Origin of the sequence: Thermogemmatispora carboxidivorans (genome assembly GCF_000702505.1) — a bacterium.
Taxonomy (GTDB): domain Bacteria; phylum Chloroflexota; class Ktedonobacteria; order Ktedonobacterales; family Ktedonobacteraceae; genus Thermogemmatispora; species Thermogemmatispora carboxidivorans.
Window position 1 is genome coordinate 2823926 of sequence record NZ_JNIM01000001.1, and the last position, 15319, is coordinate 2839244.

A 15319-nucleotide genomic window follows, 5' to 3' on the forward strand; every position below is an offset into this window, starting at 1 on the left:
CCTCCTCGCGTGTGGCTTTTTGCTGCCTCTGCTGCCTCGCTCAGGGCTTGAGCACGACCTTGGTATAGCCCTCGACGCGCTTATCAAATTTTTCATAGGCTGTGGGGGCGTTATCTAAGGGTACATGATGCGAGACAATGAAGCTGGGCCTGGCTCGTCCTGCAATGATCAGATCGCGCAGATAACGATTGTAGCGCTTGACATTGCACTGCCCGGTGGCCAGGCGCAGGCCCTTCTCAAAGAGCTTGCCAAAGGAGATGAGCAGGCGTCCCTCTCTGGCGTGCGGATCAACGCCTCCCGGATCGGCTGGCACGTAGAGGCCAGGAATGCCCAGAATCCCGGTCGGATTGACGATCTGAATAAGCGCCTCCAGCACTGCCGAAGGAGCTTCTTTGTCCTGACCTGGCTGGATGGCCTGATAGCCGACGGCATCGATGCCCTTGTCAACGCCATCGCCTCCCCGCATCTGACGGATCTGCTCGACCGGGTCCCCCTTGCTGAAGTCGATTGGAATGGCCCCGATCTCCTCGATCTTCTTCAGGCGCTCCGGCACGCGGTCGACGACATAGACCTCGGCGGCGCCCCGCAGCAGGCAGCTATAGGCGGCCATCGCCCCCACCGGGCCAGCTCCGAAGATCACCACGCTCTCCCCGGGCGAGACCTGCGCTAGCTCGGCCCCGTGATAGCCCGTGGGGAAGATATCCGCCAGCAAGACAAAGTCATCTTCGTGCTCGTCGCCAGGCGGCAGCTTGAGCGCATTGAAGTCCGCATAGGGTACCCGCAAATATTCTGCCTGCCCACCCGGATAGGGTCCCATCGCCACATAGCCATAGGCACCGCCGGCAAAGCCGGGATTGACGGTCAGGCAGAAGCCGGTAAAGCCGCGCTCGCAGTTCTTGCAGAAGCCACAAGCGACGTTGAAGGGCATCACTACGCGATCCCCTTTTTTGAGCGTCGTGACCGCCGAGCCGACTTCTTCGACGATGCCCAGGTTCTCGTGACCGAAGATGAGACCCGGCGGCGCCGCGGTGCGCCCCTCGTACATGTGCAAGTCAGAGCCGCAGATGCAGGTCGAGGTGATGCGGACAATCGCGTCGTTGGGATGCTGAATTTTGGGATCAGGGACCTGCTCGACCGCTACTTTAAAGGGTTCTTTGTAGACGACGGCTTTCATCTCTGGCGTCCTTTCTCTCGTCAACGTGACGTCAGCCTGGCCCCCACACTGGCCAGGCATGACACTACAACACCGTAGTACAGACAAAACAACGCCGTTTGTCAGACTGAGCAAGCTCCCGACAACGTCTTCTTGCGACCAGAACGATAGGCGCTGCAGATTGCTCAGCCGCGCCCATTCTTGAGAGGCCCCTACCACGTTTCAGAAAGAAACTCATCAAAAGTCGATCTTCACAACTATATAGTATATAATCCATAAATCAAAGTCAATGACAATAAACTCAACAATCTCAAGACAAAAAGTACATCCTTAATCCAGGCATGTAGCGCTCCAATCTGGACCGGCGCCACAGATGCGGCAGGCGCACATCCATAGGGCAGGAGCCGGCGAGCAGCCAGACAGAAGGGGAAGAGTGCTCGCCGACCCCTGTTCTTGCTCAAACCTCTTGCTGATCTTCCTCCTTTTGCTGGCTGCTCTTCAAGTGAATGTCTTGAAAAGTTAAGTAGGTAATTGTGTCCCAGGCGTTATGAATGCCAACGAGGAGCATAAGAACAGCGGCAGCGCCAATGACCAGGAGCGCGGGCCAGGCACTGCTTAGCAGCGCTACCCCTGCACCGAGAAAGGAGGCATAGGCGAGGAAGGGGAGAATCACATGCCAGATCCAGTCTTCTAAGACAGGCTGATAGCTCCTTTGGCGGCGCGCCCGTCGAATCACGATGAGCACATAGATGAGGCCAGCCAGGCCACCGATGTCTATTAGCAAGGCCGCCTGCCAGAGCGCCGGCCAGGGGACGGAGAGGATCAGGGAGACGAGGAAGGCAGCACACATATGGACCACTGTGGGCGTGCCAAAAGCTCCTATGGCCTCTTCACTGGCCTGATGTGCTCTTCTTGAGGCCAGCAAGGTGATCACAATAAACATCAGCCCGATCAAGGTGGCAGAGGCCGAGCCGAGAATGACGTAAAAATTCTGCCAGCTGCTCTGAATAGATTCCTGCATGAATCAGCTTTTCTCCTTCAACAAGTGACACAAGGCTAGCTCGCTAGCCACCTAGTCAGCCAGCTCGCCCGGCCTTTCTCTCCTCCGCCCAGCACCAAAGACGCCTTTCGGCAGCCGGGAACACTCGATCAGTCAGCCCTCCGGTTGCGGAGGAGGCTCCTGGGGCACTGAGGAGGCAGAGCCAGGCACACATACATACCACTGTTTGCCATCGCTGCGCTGGATCTCAAAGAGACCCTCGGCTCGCGCCTGCTCTAACAGCTCCCTCAGCGAGCGAAAACCATAGGTTTTGGGCTTGAACTGAGGCGCCCGTTTGTGCAGATGCTGCCCGAGCTGGGACTCGCTCATCCAGCCATCCTGGCGCTTGCTCGTCTGAGTGGCATCTTGATAGGCCAACAGCAACAGCTCTCTAGGCAGCGTTCGGGCCTGCTGACCCTCCTTCTCAGCAGTAGGCTGAGGCTGGACCTGCTTCGATGGCACAGTCGGGGAGGGCAGGGGCGGGGACGGCTCTTTCACAGGAGCTGGCTGCTCCCTGGTGGTGAGCTGGCTTTCCTGGGCTGTGGTCAGCGCTGTTTTGGGGAGCCGCAGCCGATGCAGCTGATCAGTGGTAATAAAAACGTGGCAGGCTTCGCAGAGCATCTGAGAGACCGGTGGATGGCCAATACCCACCACAAAGCAGCCTGCCTCGCGCAGGCGCCTGACCAGGGGCGCATAGTCGCTATCGCTACTCACCAGACAGAAGCTGCGCAGTCCTTCAACAAAGAGGAGATCCATCGCATCGACCGCGAGCGCGAGATCCACGGTGTTCTTGCCGGTCACGGCTCGTGGAACCTGGACCTGTTGGAAGCCACAGCACTCCGCGACGGTGCGCCATGAAGCCATGCAGCTTGTAGTCCAATCCCCATAGACGCGCCGGACGGTCAGGCATCCGAACTGGCTGGCTTTGACCACAATGGCCGCCGCCCACTCTGGTCCGATATTCTCCCCATCGACGAGAAGAGCCATCACCAATTGCCGGCGGTCCAGTTGAGACAGCCTTCTTCGTCGCCTCCAACCGCCGATGAGAGCTGCAATGAGACGAATCAGGATACGCATCGTTTTCTTCCTGCATGCTGAGGGGCCTCACTCGCCAGAGCAACAAGGAGAGAGCACGGGCAGGGCAGGAGCTGGCGCGCGGAGCATCCTCTCCGAAGATCGCCCTTCCTGCCTGCCAGATGATAATGTCTCCTCTACCACTTTCCGAGAGCGCTGCCCCTCTTCTGGCGATCCTCTTTTTTTCTGTTATGCAGACAGGAGAAAAGTGCTCCTGGAGAGTCCCCAGGAGTTCCGGCTCTTCAGACGCCAGGGCGTCAGCAGGCCAGCGTCCGTGCCCAAAGGGAGCGGTCACCCCTGACGCAGGGGCGCTCCTCTAACAGCCTGGGCCAGGCTTTCAATAGCACGAAACCAGACAACAACCGACCATTAATCAAGTCGAAGGCGGCCTCCGGGAAAGGCCGAGACTCCACGACGTTGCCCATCCCATCTGGAAGCAAAAGGCCAGCCCATAAGGCTCAGCCACCGGGACCGCAGGCCAGATCAAGGACTCGCCCCGTTGCCGGCAGGTTGATCCCCTCTTCCAGGAGAAGGCCCCCTTCGCTTCAGTGAGCAGGCGCTCCCGAGCAGAGAAAGGTCTCTAACAGGAGCACCTTCAGACCACTGTTGCCCGTTTCTGAAGCTGCCTCTTCAAGTGTAACAGCAGCCGGCCTGGCAATGAAAGGGGAAGATGAACGGGCAGCCCAGCCCAGGCCAGCACCGATGGCCAGTGACGGCGCTCGCCTCCCCCAGGCTCACCAGCGAGACATTGTATATATTGCCCAAAACCCAGCGGCAGATCCTCGGCTAAAGTGGCTATAGCCTCCGGCCTCCTTGCCTCCTTATACTCTCTACAGAGGGAGTGACGGCGCACGATCTGGGCACTTTGTCCTAAACAACTGACCTCACGCGGGGAAGCATCGCTGTCAAAGTTGATCAGCCACCACCAACAGCAAGCCAGCAGCATCAATGCGCGTCATCAACCTTTACTACATTTTCAACTTTATCGGTAAAAAGGGCGCTCTTTTTGGATAGTGACTAGAAGAGAGGTAGCGCTCTTTTCTTGCCTGTTTTACCTGTTGAGAGAGGCGAGTGTCCTCGACGCCCTTCTCTGCGCTTGCCGGCTCTCCCTCTATTGCCAGCGATTGGCCAGATGGGTCCGTCCGGTCAGGGTGCTGTGCAGTAAAGGGCTGACCTCGACTTTGGACGTGAAACCGACGGAGCGTCAGCCGATCACGAAGACCATGTCTAGGGAGGGAACAGGTTTCATGAGCTTCTTTCACAATCATGGCCTCAGCCATCGGGAAAGCAAGGATGCCTCCTTTAGCCGAGAAGATTTTGACGGGTATAGCGCAGCCCAGGCAGAGGCAAAGTTACCTCAAGCCCGTAGTGAGGCGGAGATAAGCCGGGCCATTGCTCTGGGGTTAGAAGCGGCCCAGAGCATCGAGGATCGAACGATCTCCTGCTTCAGTCGCGGGGAGCTCCCTCATTGGGCAGGCATCAATACCTTTCTGAAGATGCCCTTCCTTGAGAATGTCCATGAGGTGGATCAATACGACATCGCCATTCTGGGCGTGCCCTTTGACATCGGCACGACCTACCGACCAGGCACTCGCTTTGGACCGCAGGCCATCCGCCGCATCTCAGCCCTCTACACCACCTATAACTACGAGCTGGGCGTTGACCTGCGCGAGCAGGTCAAAATGTGCGATCTGGGCGATGTCTTCACAGTGGCCAATATCGAAAAGAGCTTCGACCAGATCAGCAAGGCCGTCTCGTTTGTGCTGAGCAAAGGGACCATGCCCATTATCCTGGGCGGCGATCATGCCATCGGCTACCCATGCCTGCGAGGAATAGCAGAGAACATCGAAGGCAACGTTGGCATTATCCACCTTGACCGCCATGTCGACACGCAAGAAAAGGACATGGATGAGCGCATGCACACGACCCCCTGGTTTCACGCTACCAATATCCCCAATGCTCCCCCCGCAAACCTGGTTCAGATTGGCATCGGCGGCTGGCAGGTCCCCCGCGCCGGCGTCGCGGTAGCACGCGAGCGAGGAACAACCATTCTGACTATCAATGATGTTGAACGCCTGGGCATCGAGAAAGTGGCCGAGATCGCCCTAGAGGTGGCCTGGAAAGGAGCAAAGGCAGTCTACTTAAGCTTCGATATCGATTCGCTCGACGCCGGGTTTGTGCCTGGCACCGGCTGGCCAGAGCCTGGCGGCTTCCTTCCCAGGGAGGCTTTGAAGCTGCTGCAACTGGTGGCCCGGGAAGGTGTCTGTGGCATGGAGGTCGTAGAGGTCTCGCCCCCCTATGACATCAGCGATACGACGGCCCTGATGGCAGTACGCGCCATTGTCGACGTGATCGCTACGATGGTTCTTCATGGCAAGATCGGGGGCCGCTGAGCTATCCTGCGCCGCCGCTTTGCCGTTCAGGATCAGTGACATGATGCGTTCGATAACGGAGGCAAAGGATGACTCGCGGAACGCGGATCTTCTACGCGAGCGATATCCACGGCTCGGAACGCTGCTTTTTGAAATTCCTCAACGCTGCTCAGTTCTATAAGGCCAACGTGCTCATCCTTGGCGGCGATATCACAGGAAAGATCGTGGTGCCTCTCCTTCGCCGCGGCAGCGGCTACGAGGCCAATTTCCTGGGACGCACCCAGCGAGCCGAGACCAGCGACGAGGTGCAAGCCTTGGAAAAGGCTATTCGCTTCAATGGCTTCTACCCCGTGCGCCTGGAACAGGATGAGTATGAGGCTATTCTGGCAGATAAAGCCAAACAGAGCGCCCTCTTCGAACGGCTCGTCGTGGAAACCCTTGAACGCTGGCTGACCATCGCTGAGGAGCGCCTGCAACACCTGGGGGTGCGCTGCTTCATCAACCCGGGCAACGATGATGAGTGGATAGTGGATCGCGTCCTGGGACAGACACAGTACGTGAAGAACGCTGACGGGCAGGTCACTGCTCTGGACGACGAACATGAGATGATCGTGGTTGGCTACAGCAATCGCACCCCTTTTGATAGCCCGCGCGAGCTGCCGGAGGAGGAGCTGGAAGCCCTGATCATCCGCCTCGCTGATCAGTTGGCTCATCCAGAACGCGCGATCTTTACCTTGCACGTTCCCCCCCACGGCTCAGGACTGGATCATGCCCCCCTGCTCCGCGATGGACAGGTGGTCACACGCGCCGGTCACACGGTGATGACCCCAGTGGGCAGCCTGGCTGTGCGTCGGACCATTGAGCGCTATCAGCCATTGCTAGGACTGCATGGACATGTCCACGAGTCGCGCGGCGCACGCAAGCTGGGCCGTACCTTGTGCCTGAATCCAGGTAGCGAGTATGGCGAGGGCGTGCTGCATGGCGCAATCATTCAGCTCGCCCGGGACCGCGTGGCTGGCTACCAACTGGTGACCGCATGACGGTCACCCGTTTGATTGGATGACTGTACATACGAAGGAGCGTCTCCATATGGTCAGCACTTTCTCTCGTAAAGCTACAGGGCTGGTGCGGCAGGCCAAAGCTTCCGATGTCTTCATCTACAATGTGAACTTCATCAACATTGCCATCGGGGTGGCCTTTATGTTCCTCTTCCTCCCGACCGACGCTTACCCCGGTGCTAACATGTATCTGGCCACGCTGCTCTGCTTCGTAGCAGTCCTGCCCTGTAGCCTGGTCTATGCCATGTTCGCCAGCGCGATGCCACGCTCCGGCGGCGAATACGTCTATGTCAGCCGCTCGCTCTCACCGGTCTGGGGCTTCGTCGCCAACTGGAATTACACGCTTTGGAGTTTTCTTTATATTGGCGTGCCTGCGGCTTTCCTGGGCAAGTATGGCATCTCCGCCCTCTGCCGTAGCCTGAGTGTCTATTTTCACGCTCCAGTGCTGGCGACCATCGGTAACTGGTTCACGACTCCCACCGGGGTCTTCTTGACAGGGAGCCTGCTGATCCTCGCCTACGTGGTCGTCTTTTCGATCGGCATCAACACCTATATGACCCTGCAGCGCTGGCTCTTCATTATCGCCTCTGCCGGGCTGGTGGCGATCTGCCTGGTCTTCCTATTTCATGCCAACAGCCTGGTCACTGCCTTCAATAGCTATCTGGCTCCTTTCACTGGCCTGAGCGACACCTACCACTACTTGCTCAGGAATGCCGGAAGCTCCCCATCTCCTTCCCTGAACTGGCTGTCAACCATCGCTGGCATGACCTGGCCTTTCAGTGTGCTTGGCTTCAGCATCGCCTCGGCCTATATCGGCGGCGAAATCAAAGGGGCGAACCGCGCCCAGATGCTCGGCATGCCAGGCTCACTCATTTACTCGACCGTCTGGATTCTGCTGCTGGTCTGGGCCGCTTTGCAGGCCGCTGCTCTGCCTTTCTGGCGTGCGTTGGACAGTGCCGATCTGGCAGCGCTGCATCTGAGCTTTATCCCAACGTTCGCAGAAATTGCGACGATGCTCACGCATAATCTGTTTCTGATCGTGTTGATGGGTGTCGGCTTCGCTCTCTGGACGTTTGCCTGGCTGCCGATCTATATCCTGACAACGACGCGCAATTTGATGGCCTGGGCCCTGGATGGCCTGGCTCCTGCACGTCTGGCCGAGGTGAGCGAGCGCACGCATGCCCCGATCTGGTCAATCGGGCTTTCGGGCCTGCTCGGTCTGGCGCTGCTGGCAGTCTATGCCTACGACCCTTCGTTCGCGACCATTGCCGGCTTCTTCGGTCAGGTGTTTACTTTCCTCTTGACCTCAATCGCGGCCATCGTCTTCCCACTCCGGCAGCGGGAAATGTTCGAGGCCTCACCGGTAAACTGGCGTCTGGGACGCCTGCCCTTGCTCTCTGTGCTGGGAGGGATCAGCGTGGCGGGCCTCTTACTCATTGAGTGGGCTTTCCTTCTGGACCCCAATTCGGGTATCAGCTTCGCGCAGCCAACCATGCTCTTGATCAATATCGCAGTCTTTCTGTCCGGCTTCCTCTACTATGCCGCCATGCGCTGGCTGCGCGCGCGCCAGGGCATCGATCTCGATCTCGTTTTCCAGGAAATTCCGCCAGAGTAAGCTTTGTCGACACTCTCGATTACTTCGCCAGGAGCAAACACCAATGGAGACAAGTCTGCCAACGAGCCACTGGTCGAAGACGCTGCTAGAAACCCTCGTGACGGGACCAGACATCGGTATACGGTTGCTCGGCGGGCATGCAGTGCAGTTCCATGCCGCTCGCGCTCAGGTCCCCCCTTCTCTACTCCGACAGCCCGGCGATCTCGATCTCTTCACGACAAGCTCTCAACGTCGCCGTGCACAGCAGTGGCTGGAAGAGCTGGGCCTTTTCCCAAACAAGGCTTTTAATGTGTTGCATGGCCGCTACCGCCTGATGTATTTCGCTCAAGGCGAAAAGGTAGATATATTCATTGATGAATTTCAGATGTGCCACCGCCTTGCATTCTCCGATCGCCTCGCCCTCCAGCCCGTGACGCTGCCGCTCGCGGACCTTTTACTGACGAAGCTTCAGATCGTGGAGCTTACGGAGAAAGATATGCGGGATGCACTCGCTCTGATGCTAGCGGCTTCCTGGGGCACACGCGATGAAGCAGGCATGTTGAATGTCAGTCGCATTGCCGCCCTGCTTGCCCGCGACTGGGGACTTTGGAAAACGGTGACGACGAATCTCTCCCTCCTAAGAGAACGCGCGCCTCTTCTGGTCGAGAGGAATGACGCTCTCGCTCTAGTGCATGATCGCCTCCTGCAGCTGCAGGAGGCGATCGAAAGCGCCCGCAAAGGCTGGCGCTGGCGTTGGCGGGCTATCATCGGTGAGCGCGTGCGCTGGTACGAACTGCCAGAAGAGCCTTAGTTGCCTCTAGCAGGTCCATAGGGATGAAGAGGGGGCAAGAGGCAGCAGCGGTCTTACCTATGAAATCACGGCGTTGGCTGCTCATCGGATGATCCCTATACCCAGGTTGGGAAAGCTGGCTCGATGCGATCAGGCTTCTCCCTCAGCCGCACAGCACCAGTCGCCCAGCCAAGGCTTTACTCGCCCTGCCTCTGAGCGGGCTGGGTCTGGTCCTGGACCACCTGCCGCCCTTGCGGACTGCTCTGGGTCTCCAGACTGTGGACAATGGCCTGCTCAACATCGTCGAGATGAGCGATCATAGAGGCACGGGCTGCCTGCGGATCATGGGCGGCGATTGCCTCGACGATGGCCGCATGCTGTTCGAGCGAGCGCCTGATACGCTCCGGTAAGACCAGACTGCGACTGCGCGCCGTCGCCAGCTCATCAAGCAGGGATGCCATGAGCAAGACCAGCAGGCGATTGGCCGTACTGGCGGCAATCAAGGCGTGGAGTTGCCCATCCAGCTCGCTGATGAGCGCGCGATCGATCTCCTCAGCCGTGCGCAGAGCGCGATCTCTGGCGAGGACGGCCTGCATCTCAGCAATCTGCTCCGGCTGCGCCCGCTGGGCCGCCCACTCCGCCGCGGCCCCCTCCAACACCCGGCGGATCTCGAAGAGCTGACGGATGCGCGCCACACTCTCCTCTTCCGTCTCGCGAGCCTCCAGCGCCAGCGACAGGCGCTGCGCCGTGGCCTGCAGCGATCCCCCAACCACAAAGACCCCACGGCCATGCCGCGCCTCCACCAGGCCGAGTGCCGCCAGCGTATGCAGCGCCTCCCGCAGCGCCGTGCGGCTCACCCGCAGCTGGGCAGCCAGCTCCCGCTCAGGCGGCAGACGCTCGCCAGGCGTCAGCACACCCTGCTCGACCAGGTCACGAATATAGGAAACGATGCGTCCCTCCAGGCTGCGATGATCATCCTGTACCGGTTGAAAGACACCCATTGCTCTACGGTGCTCTCCATACAAGCGGCCTGACGCCAAGCTCTGCACCCAGCGCGTCCAGCTCGGCGCGTGTCGCTGGATCAAGGGGAATGCCCTGAGCCAGGCGCTGGGTTCGCGTCGTTGCCCGCCGTGCCCCGGGGATACGAATCTGCTCGCCGGGAGCAGCAGGCTCCCGCTGGAGCGCCTCCAACAGGCTCCCCAGGCGCTGCTGATAGATCTCCAGGGGCATCAGCGCTGGTAGAGAGAGCGCCAGACACCAGAGGCCCGCATCGGTCGGCCCCGTCCAGTCTTGATACGGCGAACGCAGCTGCGGCCCCCAGCTTGATCCGGGGACGATTGCCGAGAGAATCTCGATCATGAGCGCAAGCGCGTAGCCTTTGGGGCCAGCCATCGGCAAGACAGCCCCCGCGAGAGCGGCCTGCGCATCAGTCGTCGGACGCCCTTCGCTATCAACAGCCCACCCCTCGGGGATCGAGCGCCCCTCACGGGCAGCCATGATAATATTACCACGCGCTACCACGGTCGTCGCCATATCGACCACTACCGGTGGCTCATCGGGCGCCGCGCCGGGTGCAGCAAAGGCCAGCGGGTTGGTGCCGAGAAAAGCCCGGCGCCCACCCCAGGGCGGCATGGCTGGCGGCGTATTGCAGACCATCAGCGCCAGACAACCAGCTTCGGTCGCGCGCTCAACATAGGCCGAGAGCGCCGCCGCATGATTCGTATGGGCAACCGCCACCATGCCGCTCCCCTGGCTGCGGGCCAGACGCACGGCCTCGTCCATCGCCGCCACCGCAGCCACCGGGCCGAGTGCGTTATCTGCATCGAGCAGGGCCACCGCCGGCGCCGGATGACTCCAGCGCAACCGGGGACGGGCGGCGGCCAGACCAGCACGCACCCGCCGTGCATAGAGGGCCAGGCGCGAAACCCCATGCGTGTCGATCCCTTCCAGATTGGCCGCCACCAGCGCCCAGGCCACCGTACGTGCATCGGCATCTGGCAGACCGACAGCCTCCATGACCGCTGCGGCAAACCGCTCCAGCTCCGAGGCCTCCACCAGAGCTGGCGCCGCGCTAGCCGTATCTGCCATTGTTGTCCCTCCTTTCGCAACAGACCCCACTCAGACCAGTCGCAGCCAACTGCTCTCTCGACTAGCTGACTGGGCGGTTCTCTTCCCCCTTCTGGAGACTCGCCAGGCGCTGCACGACCTCCGTGACCACCAGGCGCGAGGTTCGTTCCTGGGCCTCCGCCGTTAGACCAGCGATATGCGGCGTGAGAAGCACAGAAGGACAGGAGCGCAAAGGACTTTCCGCCGGTAGCGGCTCTTGCTCAGTGACGTCCAGCACGGCATACCGTAGCCGTCCTGCTGCGAGCGCCTCGACCAGCGCGCTTTCATCGACAATGCCACCGCGTGCCGTATTGATCAAGACGGCCTGGGGGCGCATCTGAGCCAGCCGAGAGGCATCAAGCAGATGATAGGTCTCCGGCGAGAGAGGCACATGCACGCTCACTACATCGGCCTGCGCCAGCACCTCGGCGAGCGGGAGCAGACGAATCCCCAGTTCCGCCGGTGCATAGTCGTAGGGACCGATAAAGGGATCATAGCCGATCACGCCCATCCCAAAGGCCAGGGCGCGCCTGGCCACCCGCCTCCCAATCTCCCCTACCCCAACCAGGCCCAGGGTACGCCCCCATAGCTCCGTCCCCCCGAGCTGCTCCCGCTCCCACTTGCCGGCCCGCACACTGTCATCCGCTGCCGCCAGGTTGCGCGTCACATGCAACATGGCCGCCATGACATACTCAGCGACGGCAATGGCATTGGCCTGGCGCGCCGTCACCAGCTCGATCCCCCGGGATCGCAGTGCCTCCAGGTCGATGTTGTCAAGTCCCACCCCCAGGCGCCCAACCACTCGCAGGCGAGGCGCCGCCTCTAAGAGGGAGGCCGTCACCCGCGTCTGGTTGCGTACAATGAGCGCCGCAGCGTCGGTCAGCAGCTCCCGCAGGCGCTCAGGATCTCGCCAGAGGATGGGATCAAAGCAAATCGTGTGGCCAGAGGCCGCCAGCAATTCGGGACCGGGCGAGGCCAGCCACTCGCTGACAACAATCAACACCGTGCTTCCTCCTTTGATCGAGGCTGCCAGCAGGCGCTCACCACTCACAGCAGAGATATTTGACCTCTTGAAACTCATCGAGGCCCTCATGCGAGCCTTCACGCCCCAGGCCGCTCTGCTTCAGACCACCCATCGGCGCATAGGCTACCGAAGGCAAGGGCGCGTTCAACCCAATGATTCCCGCTTCCAGCGCCTCCGCTACACGCCAGGCCCGCTCAAGCTGGCGCGTATAGAAATAGGCCGCCAGCCCCATTTCACTGGCATTCGCCTGCGCAATGACCTCCTCTTCCGTTTCGAACGGGAAAACGAGCGCCACAGGCCCAAAGACCTCCTCCTGAGCAAGCCCACTTTCGATAGGGAGATCAACCAGGAGGGCCGGCGCGACGAAGCTTCCCTGGACAGGAACCGCCACCGCGTCGGTGACAACACGGGCCCCCTGCGCTTGAGCCTCCTCCACCAGGCCGGTGAGCGCGCGCTGACGTTGCTCGTCGATCACTGGGCCGAGATCGGGAATCGGCTCCTGAACGGGATTGCCGACCCGCATGGCGTTGATACGGGCTGCGAAGCGCTCGACAAACTCGGCGAAGATGGGGGCCTCTACGAAGAAGCGATTGGCCGCGATACACGATTGCCCATTGTTGCGGAACTTAGCGAGCATGGCCCCCTCGACTGCACGCTCCAGATCGGCATCGGCGAAGACGATAAAGGGGGCGTTCCCTCCCAGCTCCAGCAGGGGACGAACCACCCGCTCCGCCGCCTGTCGCATAATCTGGCGTCCAACCTCGGTCGAACCGGTGAAGCTCACGACCCGTACGGCGGGATGGCTCAGCAAGGTCTGCGCGATCTCCGCCGCCGGCCCGTGGACCAGATTGGCCACGCCAGGCGGTAGACCAGCGTCGTCTAGACAGCGAAAGAGTTCCATCACAGCTAACGGCGCCTTCTCCGAGGGGCGCGAGACGACGGTACAGCCAGCCGCCAGGGCCGCTGCAATTTTGCGCGCCTGAATCGAGACCGGGAAATTCCACGGCGTGAAGCAGAGCGCTACCCCGCAGGGCTGCCGCAGGGTGAGCTGCCGCCGCCGAGCGCTCTCAGGAGACAACAGCTCCCCCGCCGGGCGCCGTACTTGCTCGGCAAACCAGCGCAGATATTCAACGGCGAAACGTACCTCCGCCACGGCTTCGGGCAAGCGCTTGCCCGACTCCAGAGCTAGTAGATAGCCGATCCGCTCGGCTCGCTCTTGTAACAAGCGACTGGCCTGCAAGAGCAGGTCAGCCCGCGCCCGCGCCGGCAGATTCGCCCAGGCAGGAAAGGCTCCCTGGGCCGCATCGGCTGCCGCCAGGGCCTCGGCTCGACCGCCATAGCCAATAGCCGCCACCAGTGAGCCATTGGCAGGGTTGCGTACCTCCCGCAGGCTCCCGGCATCAGGCAGGCACCACTCTCCCCGAATATAGAGCGAGGCTGGCCTCGAAAGACTGTGATCAGCCATAGCGATAGATCGTCCTTCTGTTCCGTTCGCAGTAGCAGTGCTTTCTCCTCGATCAAGCAAAATCAGTGGGCCTGTTCAGGCACTGCGGTAGAGTTTTGTCAGAACAAATTCACGGTGGCCCAGGGCTTCGGCACAGGTCAGACGACCATTGATGGTGCGATCGATGAGAGCCATCAGGCGGTCCCCGGCTTCTCGCAGGCCATACTCACGCCGGAGCAGCCCCGAGACATCAAGATCGATGTGTTCGGCCATCGTCTCCGCCGTCAGGGGATTGGCCGTAATCTTGATGACAGGCACAATCGGATGGCCAACGATGTTGCCCTGTCCCGTGGGGAAAAGATGCACTACAGCCCCCGCAGCCCCCATCAGGGTGATGAATTCGGCAGCCGCCGAGGAAGAATCCATGAAATTGAGGCCACGCCTGGTCGGGGCCCGGGCCGGCTCCAGGGCATCTACTACCGGTACAGTGCCGGTCTTGGCAATATTGCCCAGGGCCTTCTCCTCAATGGTGCTCAGACCACCGCGGATGTTGCCTTGTGTTGGCTGCGATCCCAGCAGATTGGCCCCACTGGCTTCAATTTCGCGAATGTAGTCTTCATACATGGCCTGGAAGCGAGCTCGCACGGCCTCGTCGATGCAGCGCTGGGCGATCAGATGTTCCCCACCCGTCAATTCTGAGGTCTCACCAAAGATCACAGTGCCCCCCGCCTGCACATGGCGATCAACGACCTGGGCCACCGTCGGGCAGGAGGCCAGCCCAGTGGTGGTGTCCGATTCGCCACATTTGATGCTGATGACGATCTCTTCGCGCTCCAGCGGCTCACGACGCAGCTCCGAGGCATCTTGCAGCATGAGCTGCGCTACTCGGGCCGCCCTCTCCAGCGTTTTCAGGTCGCCAAAGCGCTCGATAGAGAAACCTTCGACTGGCTTGCCGCTTGGGGCGATACCTTCAACGATGCGCTGGGTCCAGTTCGGCTCAATGCCGATGACGACCACCGCCGCTACGTTGGGGTTGGCCCCGGTCCCCGCCAGGGTGCGAAAGGTTAATTCGAGATCAGCACCATACTGCAGCCGCCCATAGGCATGGGGCAGGGCTAACGTGCCGGGTACGGTGCGCGCCACGGCCTCGCACACGGCATTTGAGAGGTCATCGACAGGGAGAATCACGACATGATTGCGAATGCCAACCCGTCCGTCAGGACGACGGTAGCCGGTCAGATGCTCTTCTGCCATCGCGCGCTCCTGATGTTGTGAGTGTGCACATGCTGCCCGGCCTGGATAGGCCGGCGCGCCAGTCCAATGGGTAGACCATATTCGATCACGGCCTGCCCTTCGTTCAGGTCGCTGAGGGCCACTTTGTGCCCCAGAGGAATGGCCTCCAGCACGGTGATGGTGATCTCACGCTCGCTGTCCATGTAGACAGCACTGTGGCGACCTGGCTGCACATCTTGGACGGCAACAGCGACATGGTCGCCTTCGTTGTGAATGAGGAAACCCGGCGCCGCTGAGGGGCTCCGCCGCTCCTCTCGGGCCTGACCTTGAGCCTGGCTCATGCTCATGGCTTTCCTGCTCCTCTTTCTCTTCCCGTTTCGCGATGCAGTGGCGGCTTGGGAAACCGCCGAACACCCCCGGACTCTCTCACTG

Annotated in this window: 13 protein-coding genes; 4 read left to right on the plus strand and 9 right to left on the minus strand. The window is 60.7% G+C overall.

Annotated elements, in window-relative coordinates:
* Positions 1–40 precede the first annotated feature (40 nt).
* From N688_RS11015 to N688_RS11025, 3 genes are all read right to left on the minus strand, one after another.
* On the minus strand, positions 41–1174 hold the full coding sequence (locus tag N688_RS11015) for a glutathione-independent formaldehyde dehydrogenase (RefSeq protein ID WP_052889324.1): 1134 nt from the start codon (positions 1172–1174) through the stop codon (positions 41–43).
* A gap of 436 nt (positions 1175–1610) precedes the next feature.
* The gene (locus tag N688_RS11020) at positions 1611–2174 is read right to left on the minus strand and encodes a hypothetical protein (RefSeq protein WP_052889325.1); all 564 of its coding nucleotides are present in this window, start codon (positions 2172–2174) and stop codon (positions 1611–1613) included.
* A gap of 132 nt (positions 2175–2306) precedes the next feature.
* A complete protein-coding gene (locus N688_RS11025) occupies positions 2307–3269 on the minus strand; it encodes an NYN domain-containing protein (RefSeq protein WP_081838737.1) in 963 nt (320 codons plus the stop codon).
* Positions 3270–4513: 1244 nt separating this feature from the next.
* Here N688_RS11025 and N688_RS11030 point away from each other — a divergent pair.
* The 4 genes from N688_RS11030 (at position 4514) to N688_RS11045 (ending at position 9101) form a co-directional block, all read left to right on the plus strand.
* Positions 4514–5659, plus strand: a complete 1146-nt coding sequence (locus tag N688_RS11030; protein ID WP_052889327.1) for an agmatinase family protein — start codon at positions 4514–4516, stop codon at positions 5657–5659.
* A 68-nt stretch (positions 5660–5727) separates the two neighbouring features.
* The gene (locus N688_RS11035) at positions 5728–6678 is read left to right on the plus strand and encodes a metallophosphoesterase family protein (RefSeq protein WP_052889328.1); all 951 of its coding nucleotides are present in this window, start codon (positions 5728–5730) and stop codon (positions 6676–6678) included.
* Positions 6679–6727: 49 nt separating this feature from the next.
* Positions 6728–8311, plus strand: coding sequence for an APC family permease (locus tag N688_RS11040; protein ID WP_052889329.1), 1584 nt, complete (start codon positions 6728–6730; stop codon positions 8309–8311).
* Between the two features lie 43 nt (positions 8312–8354).
* Positions 8355–9101, plus strand: coding sequence for a hypothetical protein (locus N688_RS11045; RefSeq protein WP_052889330.1), 747 nt, complete (start codon positions 8355–8357; stop codon positions 9099–9101).
* A 176-nt stretch (positions 9102–9277) separates the two neighbouring features.
* Here the strand turns inward: N688_RS11045 and N688_RS11050 are convergent, their stop codons facing one another.
* The 6 genes from N688_RS11050 to N688_RS11075 form a co-directional block, all read right to left on the minus strand.
* Positions 9278–10081 (minus strand): FadR/GntR family transcriptional regulator, encoded by an 804-nt coding sequence (locus N688_RS11050; protein ID WP_052889331.1) that lies wholly within the window; start codon positions 10079–10081, stop codon positions 9278–9280.
* Positions 10082–10085: 4 nt separating this feature from the next.
* Entirely contained in the window at positions 10086–11168 is a 1083-nt protein-coding gene (locus tag N688_RS11055; RefSeq protein WP_081838739.1) for an Ldh family oxidoreductase, read from the minus strand.
* A gap of 61 nt (positions 11169–11229) precedes the next feature.
* The gene (locus tag N688_RS11060; RefSeq protein ID WP_238321078.1) at positions 11230–12267 is read right to left on the minus strand and encodes a hydroxyacid dehydrogenase; all 1038 of its coding nucleotides are present in this window, start codon (positions 12265–12267) and stop codon (positions 11230–11232) included.
* Positions 12227–13675 carry an NAD-dependent succinate-semialdehyde dehydrogenase gene (locus N688_RS11065; protein ID WP_081838740.1) on the minus strand — a complete coding sequence of 483 codons (1449 nt, stop codon included), beginning with the start codon at positions 13673–13675 and terminating at the stop codon, positions 12227–12229. The genes N688_RS11060 and N688_RS11065 overlap by 41 nt, the downstream gene beginning before the upstream one ends.
* A 75-nt stretch (positions 13676–13750) precedes the next feature.
* Positions 13751–14908 (minus strand): UxaA family hydrolase, encoded by a 1158-nt coding sequence (locus N688_RS11070; protein ID WP_052889332.1) that lies wholly within the window; start codon positions 14906–14908, stop codon positions 13751–13753.
* Positions 14890–15228 carry a UxaA family hydrolase gene (locus tag N688_RS11075; RefSeq protein ID WP_052891466.1) on the minus strand — a complete coding sequence of 113 codons (339 nt, stop codon included), beginning with the start codon at positions 15226–15228 and terminating at the stop codon, positions 14890–14892. The genes N688_RS11070 and N688_RS11075 overlap by 19 nt, the downstream gene beginning before the upstream one ends.
* Between the last annotated feature and the right edge of the window lie 91 nt (positions 15229–15319).

What these genes read in the sequence shown, in the direction of transcription:
- N688_RS11015 (WP_052889324.1), bottom strand. Translation starts at nt 1,174, where the DNA reads ATGAAAGCCGTCGTCTACAAAGAACCCTTTAAAGTAGCGGTCGAGCAG.
- N688_RS11020 (WP_052889325.1), bottom strand. Translation starts at nt 2,174, where the DNA reads ATGCAGGAATCTATTCAGAGCAGCTGGCAGAATTTTTACGTCATTCTC.
- N688_RS11025 (WP_081838737.1), bottom strand. Translation starts at nt 3,269, where the DNA reads ATGCGTATCCTGATTCGTCTCATTGCAGCTCTCATCGGCGGTTGGAGG.
- N688_RS11030 (WP_052889327.1), top strand. Translation starts at nt 4,514, where the DNA reads ATGAGCTTCTTTCACAATCATGGCCTCAGCCATCGGGAAAGCAAGGAT.
- N688_RS11035 (WP_052889328.1), top strand. Translation starts at nt 5,728, where the DNA reads ATGACTCGCGGAACGCGGATCTTCTACGCGAGCGATATCCACGGCTCG.
- N688_RS11040 (WP_052889329.1), top strand. Translation starts at nt 6,728, where the DNA reads ATGGTCAGCACTTTCTCTCGTAAAGCTACAGGGCTGGTGCGGCAGGCC.
- N688_RS11045 (WP_052889330.1), top strand. Translation starts at nt 8,355, where the DNA reads ATGGAGACAAGTCTGCCAACGAGCCACTGGTCGAAGACGCTGCTAGAA.
- N688_RS11050 (WP_052889331.1), bottom strand. Translation starts at nt 10,081, where the DNA reads ATGGGTGTCTTTCAACCGGTACAGGATGATCATCGCAGCCTGGAGGGA.
- N688_RS11055 (WP_081838739.1), bottom strand. Translation starts at nt 11,168, where the DNA reads ATGGCAGATACGGCTAGCGCGGCGCCAGCTCTGGTGGAGGCCTCGGAG.
- N688_RS11060 (WP_238321078.1), bottom strand. Translation starts at nt 12,267, where the DNA reads ATGAGTTTCAAGAGGTCAAATATCTCTGCTGTGAGTGGTGAGCGCCTG.
- N688_RS11065 (WP_081838740.1), bottom strand. Translation starts at nt 13,675, where the DNA reads ATGGCTGATCACAGTCTTTCGAGGCCAGCCTCGCTCTATATTCGGGGA.
- N688_RS11070 (WP_052889332.1), bottom strand. Translation starts at nt 14,908, where the DNA reads ATGGCAGAAGAGCATCTGACCGGCTACCGTCGTCCTGACGGACGGGTT.
- N688_RS11075 (WP_052891466.1), bottom strand. Translation starts at nt 15,228, where the DNA reads ATGAGCCAGGCTCAAGGTCAGGCCCGAGAGGAGCGGCGGAGCCCCTCA.